Source organism: Streptomyces marokkonensis (genome assembly GCF_039539045.1).
In the GTDB taxonomy this organism is placed as follows: domain Bacteria; phylum Actinomycetota; class Actinomycetes; order Streptomycetales; family Streptomycetaceae; genus Streptomyces; species Streptomyces marokkonensis.
On the sequence record NZ_BAABCQ010000236.1, the window covers coordinates 1 to 9,176 of the forward strand.

At 69.5% G+C, this 9,176-nt stretch carries 6 protein-coding genes and 1 pseudogene; 6 read left to right on the forward strand and 1 reads right to left on the reverse strand.

Annotation, left to right across the window (positions count from 1 at the left end):
• Positions 1 to 157: 157 nt before the first annotated feature.
• The 4 genes from ABEA26_RS33390 to ABEA26_RS33405 all read left to right on the forward strand — a co-directional run bounded on the left by ABEA26_RS33390 (position 158) and on the right by ABEA26_RS33405 (position 5,362).
• On the forward strand, positions 158 to 1,429 hold the full coding sequence (locus tag ABEA26_RS33390; protein WP_345597456.1) for an extracellular solute-binding protein: 1,272 nt from the start codon (positions 158 to 160) through the stop codon (positions 1,427 to 1,429).
• 198 nt (positions 1,430 to 1,627) lie between these two features.
• Positions 1,628 to 2,632, forward strand: coding sequence for a carbohydrate ABC transporter permease (locus tag ABEA26_RS33395; RefSeq protein ID WP_345597458.1), 1,005 nt, complete (start codon positions 1,628 to 1,630; stop codon positions 2,630 to 2,632).
• 13 nt (positions 2,633 to 2,645) lie between these two features.
• Complete coding sequence (locus ABEA26_RS33400) at positions 2,646 to 3,557, forward strand: sugar ABC transporter permease (RefSeq protein WP_345597459.1); 912 nt, start codon at positions 2,646 to 2,648, stop codon at positions 3,555 to 3,557.
• A gap of 122 nt (positions 3,558 to 3,679) precedes the next feature.
• Entirely contained in the window at positions 3,680 to 5,362 is a 1,683-nt protein-coding gene (locus tag ABEA26_RS33405; RefSeq protein ID WP_345597461.1) for a glycoside hydrolase family 13 protein, read from the forward strand.
• Between the two features lie 237 nt (positions 5,363 to 5,599).
• Here the strand turns inward: ABEA26_RS33405 and ABEA26_RS33410 are convergent.
• A pseudogene (locus ABEA26_RS33410) lies at positions 5,600 to 6,079 on the reverse strand (ALF repeat-containing protein); the annotation flags it as partial.
• Positions 6,080 to 6,754: 675 nt separating this feature from the next.
• Between ABEA26_RS33410 and ABEA26_RS33415 the strand changes: the two are divergent.
• Positions 6,755 to 6,883 (forward strand): hypothetical protein, encoded by a 129-nt coding sequence (locus ABEA26_RS33415; RefSeq protein WP_345597463.1) that lies wholly within the window; start codon positions 6,755 to 6,757, stop codon positions 6,881 to 6,883.
• A 65-nt stretch (positions 6,884 to 6,948) separates the two neighbouring features.
• Complete coding sequence (locus tag ABEA26_RS33420) at positions 6,949 to 9,069, forward strand: FG-GAP-like repeat-containing protein (protein ID WP_345597464.1); 2,121 nt, start codon at positions 6,949 to 6,951, stop codon at positions 9,067 to 9,069.
• Positions 9,070 to 9,176: the final 107 nt, after the last annotated feature.

Here is a 9,176-nt window from a genome sequence, read left to right on the forward strand (position 1 = left end):
TTCTTGCACTTTTTTGCTGCAAGACCTTTCCGTCGAGGTTGCGGCGCTGTTACGTTCACGTCGCCCGACGGCGGCAAAGGCGCGGTCGGCAGTCGGCAGGAGCGGCGGACGAGCCCGCACCCTGCACCACACGGGCTTTCACCCTCAAGGAGAACTCATGCGGCGTGGCATAGCGGCCACCGCGCTGGTGGCGTCCCTCGCCCTCACGGCGACGGCGTGCGGCGGGGACGGCGACAGCGACAGCGAGTCGGGCGGACCGGTCACCATCACGTACTGGGACACCTCGAACGCGACCAACGAGGCGCCGGCCTACAAGGCCTTGGCCAAGGAGTTCGAGGCCGCCAACAAGGGCATCAAGGTCAACTTCGTCAACGTCCCCTTCGACCAGGCGCAGAACAAGTTCGACACCGCCGCCGGTGCCTCGGGCGCCCCGGACGTGCTGCGCACGGACGTCGGCTGGACCCCCGCCTTCGCCAAGAAGGGGTTCTTCCTGCCGCTGGACGGCACCGAGGCCCTCGCCGACCAGGACAAGTTCCAGCCCAAGCTGATCGAGCAGGCCACGTACGAGGGCAAGACCTACGGCGTCCCGCTCGTCACCGACACCCTCGCCTTCGTGTACAACAAGGAGATCTTCAAGAAGGCCGGCGTCGAGGCCCCCAAGACCTGGGACGACCTGAAGAAGGCCGCCGCCACCATCAAGGACGAGACCGGCGTCGACGGCTACTGGGCCTCCACGGCCGGTTACTACGCGCAGCCGTTCCTGTACGGCGAGGGCACCGACACGGTCGACGTCGAGGCCAAGAAGATCACCGTCAAGTCGCCCGAGGCGAAGAAGGCGTACGGCACCTGGCTGAGCCTGTTCGACGGCAAGGGCCTGCACAAGGCCGACGTCACCGCCGACGCCTACGCCCACATCCAGGAGGCGTTCGTCAGCGGCAAGGTCGCCTCGATCATCCAGGGCCCGTGGGAGATCACCAACTTCTACAAGGGCTCCGCCTTCAAGGACAAGAACAACCTCGGCATCGCCACCGTCCCGGCCGGCTCCACCGGCAAGGCGGGCGCCCCGACCGGCGGCCACAACCTCTCGGTGTACGCCGGCTCGGACAAGGCCCACCAGGAAGCGTCGCTGAAGTTCGTGAAGTTCATGACCTCGGCGAAGTCCCAGGAGACCGTCGCCCTGGAGAACTCCACGCTGCCCACCCGCGACGACGCCTACACCGACAAGGTCAAGGCCGACCCGGGCATCGCCGGCTTCCAGACGGTCCTGCCCGCCGCCCAGCCGCGCCCGGCGCTGCCGGAGTACAGCTCCCTGCTGGTCCCGCTGGACGACGAGCTGCCGCAGATCGCCGGCGGCAAGAAGTCGCTCGACGAGGGTCTGGGCGACGTCGAGACCGCGATCGCCAAGCTGGTACCGGACTTCAGCAAGTAGGTCCGCGCGGCCGCCGGGTCCCCCGCGTGGGGGAGGGGACCCGGCGGCCACCGGCCTGCGCGCCGTACCCCCTGACCGGCCGGCCCGGTCCAGTTGGTCCGATTCGGTCCATGTGGTCCGGCTCGGTCCAGCTCGTCCGGCCCGGTCCAGCTCGTCCAGCCGCCCCTCTCGTCCTGATGCTCCCGAAGGTGTCGAACCATGACAGTCGCCATCGACCGTGCGACCGGCAAGCGCCGCGGTGACCGCACCCCGCGGCCCGGCCTTGGCCGGCGTCTGAAAGACAGCTACCAGAAGCACTGGTACGCCTACGCCATGATCGCGCCGGTGGCCGTCGTGATCGGCGTCCTCGTGCTGTACCCGCTGGGGTACGGCCTCTACCTCACGCTCACCGACGCCAACAGCCTCAACACGGGGCGCACCATCGGCGTCAACGAGATCGAGGCCACCTACAAGTTCATCGGCCTGGACAACTACGCCGACATCCTGTGGGGCCCGACCGCCTACGACCGCTTCTGGTCGCACTTCATCTGGACCATCGTGTGGACGGCGGTCTGTGTCGGCCTGCACTTCTTCATCGGCCTCGGCCTCGCCCTGCTGCTCAACCAGAAGATGCGCGGCCGCACCTTCTACCGGCTGATCCTGGTCCTGCCGTGGGCCGTGCCCACCTTCGTCACCGTCTTCGGCTGGCGCTTCATGCTCGCCGACGCCGGCATCCTCAACTCGGCCCTGGAATGGCTGCACCTGCCGACCCCCGCATGGCTCGAGGACACCTTCTGGCAGCGGTTCTCCGCGATCATGGTCAACACCTGGTGCGGTGTGCCCTTCATGATGGTCTCGCTCCTCGGCGGCCTGCAGTCCATCGACAACACCCTCTACGAGGCCTCCGAGATGGACGGCGCGAACGCCTGGCAGCAGTTCCGCCACGTCACCCTCCCCGGTCTGCGGTCGGTCAGCTCCACGGTCGTCCTGCTCGGCATCATCTGGACCTTCAACCAGTTCGCCGTGATCTTCCTGCTGTTCGGCAACACCGCCCCCGAGGCACAGATCCTCGTCACCTGGGCCTACCAACTCGGTTTCGGACAGCAACCGCGCGACTTCGCGCAGTCCGCGGCCTACGGCATCCTGCTGCTGGCCATCCTGATCGTCTTCACCTCCTTCTACCGCCGCTGGCTGAACCGCAATGAGCAGCAGCTCGCGAACTGAGGCAGGAGCCGCCATGAGTACAACAACCGCGCCCACCAAGGCCCCGGCGGAGCGGGCCGACGCGTCCACCGCGCCGTCGCGCCGGGTGCGCGGCCGCGGCGAACGCAGCCGCGCCGCGTCCCTCGCCTCCCACGGCATCCTGTCCGTGGCGAGCCTCATCGCGCTCTTCCCGGTCGCCTGGCTGGTCTACCTGTCGCTCGGCCCGGACAAGAACGACTACCTGCACCCCGAGCGCATCTGGTCGAAGATGACCTTCGACAACTACGCGTTCGTGCTCCAGCACACGCAGTTCTTCGACTGGCTGAAGAGTTCGCTGATCGTCTCGCTGGGGACCACGGTCATCGGCGTCATGGTCGCCGCCACCACCGGCTACGCGGTCTCGCGGATGCGCTTCCCGGGCTACAAGAAGCTCATGTGGGTCCTGCTGGTCACCCAGATGTTCCCCATCGCCGTGCTGATCGTGCCGATGTACCAGATCCTGTCCGAGTTCCGGCTCGTCGACAGCTACCTCGGCCTGATCCTCGTCTACTGCTCGACCGCGGTGCCGTACTGCGCGTGGCTGCTCAAGGGCTACTTCGACACCATCCCGTTCGAGATCGACGAGGCCGGGCGGGTCGACGGGCTGTCGCCCTTCGGCACCTTCTTCCGGCTGATCCTGCCGCTCGCCCGGCCGGGCCTGGCGGTCGCCGGTTTCTACAGCTTCATCACCGCCTTCGGCGAGGTCGCCTTCGCCTCGACGTTCATGCTGACCGACACCAAGTACACCTTCGCGGTCGGCCTGCAGAGCTTCGTCAGTGAGCACGACGCGCAGCGCCATCTGATGGCCGCCACCGCCGTACTCGTCGCGATACCGGTCTCCGCGTTCTTCTACCTCGTGCAGAAGAACCTGGTGACCGGCCTGACCGCCGGTGGCACGAAGGGCTGACGCCCGCCCGGGAAAACGTCCGGCCGCGGTGCCCATCCGACCCCGCAGCACCGCGGCCGGCCACCTCTTCCCCCACCACCCGTGCCTCCATGACCGGAATTCCGTTACACATCAAGGACGCCATGAGCCAGCAGCCCTCCGCCGCCCCGGCCCCCACCTCCGCCACCGCCACCGTCGCGGGGCGCCGCGACTGGTGGCGGGACGCGGTCATCTACCAGGTGTACCCGCGCAGCTTCGCCGACAGCAACGGCGACGGCATGGGCGACCTGGAGGGTGTCCGCACCCGTCTGCCGTACCTGCGCGACCTCGGCGTGGACGCCGTGTGGCTCAGCCCCTTCTACGCCTCGCCGCAGGCCGACGCCGGCTACGACGTCGCCGACTACCGGGCCGTCGACCCCATGTTCGGCAACCTGCTGGACGCCGACGCGCTGATCCGCGACGCCCACGGGCTGGGCCTGCGCATCATCGTCGACCTGGTCCCCAACCACTCCTCCGACCAGTACGAGTGGTTCCGGCGCGCCCTCGCCGAGGGCCCCGGCTCCCCCTCCAGGGACCGCTACCACTTCCGCCCCGGCAAGGGCGAGAACGGCGAACTGCCGCCCAACGACTGGGAGTCCATCTTCGGCGGCCCCGCCTGGACCCGGGTCACCGAGCCCGACGGCACGCCGGGGGAGTGGTACCTGCACCTGTTCGCCCCCGAGCAGCCCGACTTCAACTGGGAGCACCCGGCCGTCGGCGACGAGTTCCGCTCCATCCTCCGCTTCTGGCTGGACATGGGCGTCGACGGCTTCCGCATCGACGTCGCCCACGGCATGGTGAAGGCCGAGGGCCTGCCGGACCTGGGCTCCCACGACGAGCTGCGGATGCTGGGCAACGATGTCACGCCGTTCTTCGACCAGGACGGCGTCCACGACATCTACCGCCAGTGGCGGACGATCCTCGACGAGTACAGCGGCGAGCGCATCTTCGTCGCCGAGGCGTGGACCCCGACCGTCGAGCGCACCGCGAACTACGTCCGCCCCGACGAACTGCACCAGGCCTTCAACTTCCAGTACCTGGGCACCCACTGGGACGCCGAGGAACTGCGCGGGGTCATCGACCGAACGCTCGACGCCATGCGCCCGGTCGGCGCCCCCGCCACCTGGGTCCTCTCCAACCACGACGTCACCCGGCACGCCACCCGCTTCGCCAACCCGGCGGGCCTCGGCACCCAGCTCCGCCTGGCCGGCGACCGCGAGGTGGGCCTGCGCCGCGCCCGCGCGGCGACGTTGCTGATGCTGGCGCTGCCCGGCTCGGCCTACGTCTACCAGGGCGAGGAGCTCGGCCTGCCGGACGTCGTCGACCTCCCCGACGAGGTGCGCCAGGACCCGGCGTACTTCCGCGGCGCCGGCCAGGACGGCTACCGCGACGGCTGCCGGGTGCCGATCCCCTGGACCCGCGAGGGCTCCTCGTACGGCTTCGGCGACGGCGACAGCTGGCTGCCGCAGCCGGCCGCCTGGGGCGAGCTGAGCGTCGAGGCGCAGACCGGCGAACCCGGCTCGACCCTGGAGCTGTACCGCGACGCGCTGGCCGTCCGCCGTTCCCACCCCGACCTGGGCGCGGGCGACACCGTCGAGTGGCTGCGCGCCCCCGAGGGCGTCGTCGCCTTCCGGCGCGGCGAGTTCGTGTGCGTGGCCAACACCACCGGCGAGTCGGTACCGATGCCCGCGTACGGGCGGGTACTGCTGGCCAGCGGCGAGGTGACCGAGGCGGCCGGCGAGGCGAAGGTCCCGGCGGACACGACGGTGTGGTGGACGACGGCCTGACGGGCCGGTCCTTTCGACAGGGCCCGCGGCTCCCGGACCCGGGGGCAGCGGGCCCTGTGGCGTGTCCGGCGCCGTGGACATGCTCGTCGGCCGACGGCCGCACGCGGGGCAGAGCGTGGCGACGGCACGGGCGGTCCGGAGCTCGTACGGTCCGAGCCGTCCGGCCGTGGGCGGCGAGGAAACCGCCCACGGCTGGACGACCTGAACGCGGGCGTCGTTGTCTGCGGCGACGTACTGACCCTTGTTGAGGAACTCGCGTACGTCCTCGATGGTGCCGTTGAGTGCCTTCTGACCCGCCTCCTTGACTCCGCGTCCGGAGGCCGCCGAAATGATCTGCACGACCTGGACCCGTTGGTCCTGGTCCAGCGGGGCCCGCCAGCCGTCCTTGAGAAAGGCCCGCAGATCCTCGGACGAGCCGGTGAGCGCCGTCTGCGCGGCCGCGCGTACTTCCCGCCCGCCCAGCGACAGGATCCGGACGGCCGCCACCCGGTCGTCACTGAGCTGTGCGATCTCCTTCTCTTCCGAGAGGAACTTCTGCACGTTCTCGTCGGTGCCGAGCAGTGCCGCCTCGGCCGCGGCCTTGACGGCCGGTCCTCCGGACTGCCGCAACTCGAGCACCCGGCCCCGGTCGGTGGCGGGTATGTATTCGGACACCTCCTCTTCACCCGGCGCCTCGTCGACGGCGGTCGCCGGGACAGTGCCCAACATGCCCAGCATCAGGGCGATCAGGAGGGCGAGGCACAGCGACCGCAGAGAGATGAGTCGCCATCACAACTCGCCGCCGTGTCCGTCTGTATGTGCATACGGTCGAAAACCATGCGTTCGGTGAGTCTTCGACTCAAGAGTGTCCTACCTCCCGCTGCCCGACAACTCGCTGGCCGGAGGCAGTGTTTCGTCAGGTCGAGCCTACTTGTGAGGTGAATGTGGGTTACATGTAGGCATGTTGTGACCACGTGATAAGTTGCGCAATCGGTGCGTCACGAAGGGTCGGCGCAGGGCTGGTTCGTAGTCAGGAAGCCAGGGGGAATCGCCGCTGCCCCGTTCGCACCGGTCGATGTCACCGCTCCTTCGTGCGCCGAGCATGCGCGTCCGCGACACCGCACGCCGCGTCGGGACGTCCATGCGCGTCAGATATCACATCGCCCTGGAAGGAAACTCTGGTGAGCATCCGCCTCCGCAAGCCGCTTTCGCCGGACTGCTCGCCGCCTGCACCGTCGTGGGGCGCGTCGTCGGTCGCCTACGCCGTCTCGGCGTCCGACGCCCCGCCGGCCGCGTCCCGGGCGGCGGCAGCCGCCGCGGACGATATGCCGTACGCGGTCGAGGACTTCCAGCACCCCGGCGCCGACCGCATCCTCCAGGAGAAGGGCATCACCCTTCACCGGGGAGACGGCCGTGCACGCCGAACTGAGCGCGGAGGGCAAGACCCAGGAGATCGACCTGGCCAAGAACGACTTCCAGGGCGTCGGTGAGGGAGTCGGTGGCGCTGACACCGTCCTGCTGGAACTCCACGTCACCGGCTGACCCGGCCCCCGCACATGTTTTCTACACTGCACATCCCGCACAGTGAAAGGAACGGGTACCATCTCGTGTCCATACTCCGTTCGCGCGCCGCGATCACCGCGGGTCTGATGGCCACCGCGGTGGCCGCCGGCTGCCTCACCACAGGCGCCGCCCAGGCCGCCGCCGGTCCCGCCGCCACCGACGGCGCCTACGCCTTCACCGCCCGCCTGCAGATAGGCGACAACGAGCGGGCCTGCTCCGCGGTGCTGGTCGCCTCCCAGTGGCTGGCCACCGCCGCCAGCTGCTTCGCCGACGACCTCGGCGGCGGCCAGGTCGCCGCCGGCAAGCCCAAGTGGAAGACCCAGGCCGTCCTGGGCCCTGCCTCCGGCACCAACCGGCCCGTCGACGTCGTCGAACTCGTGCCCCGCACCGACCGCGACATGGTCCTGGCCCGCCTCGCCACCCCTGTCAGCGGCACCCCCGTCCGGTTCGCCACCACCCCGCCCGCCGTGGGCGAGGAACTGACCGTCGCCGGGTTCGGCCGCACCAAGGACGAGTGGGTGCCGCTCTCCCCGCACACCGCGAGTTTCACGGTCGAGTCCGTCTCCGGCACCACGATCGCGCTCGACGGCACGACGGACACCGACGCGATCTGCGCCGGTGACGCCGGCGGCCCCCTGGTCCGCCAGAAGGACGGGAAGTTCGAGCTGGTCGCGCTCGCCAGCCAGTCCTGGCAGGGCGGCTGCTGGGGCACCGACCCGGCGGAGACCCGCAACAACGCCGTCTCCCCCCGGCTCGACAACGTCGCCGGCGGTGACACCCTCATCCCCGGCACCGTCCTGCGGGCCGGCGACAGCCTCGTCGCGAACGCCGCCCGCCTCACCCTGCGGGCCGACGGCGACCTGGCCGTCGTCTCAGGCGGGGGCAAGACCCTGTGGTCCACCGGCACCGCGGGCCACCCCGGAGCAACCGCCCGGTTCGACACGAACGGCAACCTCGCCGTCCTCGACGCCGACGGCGCCACCGTCCTGTGGGAGTCGAAGACCACCGCCCCCGGCGGCAGAGCCGTTCTCCAGGACCGCGGCAACTTCGTCATCCACGATGCCCAGGGCGTGTCCCAGTGGGCCGCCGGCACCGTCGTCCGCCACGACTACAACGGCGACGGCCGCAGCGACCTGGCCGCCTGGTACGACTACGGCGACGGCCACGACTCGCTGCAGACCCTCACCGCCGCGGCAGACGGCACCCTTGAGCAGCCCTTCCAGTCGTACGCTTCCGCCGTCGGCAGCTGGTACGCCGAGAACATGCAGTTCTCCACCGGTGACTACAACGGCGACGGCCGCGGCGACATGGCCGCCCTGTACGGCTACAGCGACGGCTCCGTGCGGCTGTTCACGGCGCTGGGCAAGGCCGACGGTGGTTTCGCGGCACCCTCACCGTCCTGGGACGCCGAGCCCGGCGGCTGGACCGCCAGGAACATGACGCTGCACAGCGGTGACTTCGACGGCGACGGCCGCGACGACCTGGCCGCCTGGTACGACTACGACAACGGCGACGACAGGCTGTTCACCTTCACCGCGACGCCCTCGGGGGGCTTCAACGCTGCCTTCCCCTCATGGAGCAACACCAACAACGACTGGAACAGCGACAACCTGAAGTTCGTCGTCGGTGACTTCAACGGAGACGGCCGCGACGACCTCGGCGGGCTTTACCGCCACGCCGACAACAGCGTCAAGACGTACAGCTTCCTCGCCAACGGCACGGGCGGGTTCCAGGCCTCCATCGCCTCCTGGGGCAGCTCCACCTTCGGCGACTGGAACCGGACCTACGTCCACGCCGGTGACTTCGACGGCGACGGCCGTGACGACATCGCCGCCTGGTACGACTACTCCGACGGTCGCGACGCCATCCACATCCTGACCAGCAGCACCACTGAGGACGGTCACTTCGGCACGCCTTACAAGGCGTACACGACCGCCGCCGGCAACTTCGCCTACTCCGACATGCGCGTCGTCCCGGGTGACTACAACGGCGACGGACGCGACGACCTGGCAGCCATGTACGGGTACAGCGACGGCAAGGTCAGGACGTTCACCTGGACCTCCCGGGCCGACGGAGGGATCAACGGAGCCGCTCCCGGCTGGGCCAGCGCGACCAACAGCGGCTGGAACATGGACCAGAGCATCTTCCTGCGCAGCGCCAACTGATCCAGCGGACCGAACCACACGCCGGCCTGCCCCGGGAGAGCCGATCTCTCGGGGCGGGCCGGCGTGCTGTGCGGTGCTCCCCGTAAGAACCGTGAAATTCCTTTCCG

Excerpts from the sequence above, each read along its gene's own strand:
- ABEA26_RS33390 (WP_345597456.1), top strand. The coding sequence starts at position 158 with ATGCGGCGTGGCATAGCGGCCACCGCGCTGGTGGCGTCCCTCGCCCTC.
- ABEA26_RS33395 (WP_345597458.1), top strand. The coding sequence starts at position 1,628 with ATGACAGTCGCCATCGACCGTGCGACCGGCAAGCGCCGCGGTGACCGC.
- ABEA26_RS33400 (WP_345597459.1), top strand. The coding sequence starts at position 2,646 with ATGAGTACAACAACCGCGCCCACCAAGGCCCCGGCGGAGCGGGCCGAC.
- ABEA26_RS33405 (WP_345597461.1), top strand. The coding sequence starts at position 3,680 with ATGAGCCAGCAGCCCTCCGCCGCCCCGGCCCCCACCTCCGCCACCGCC.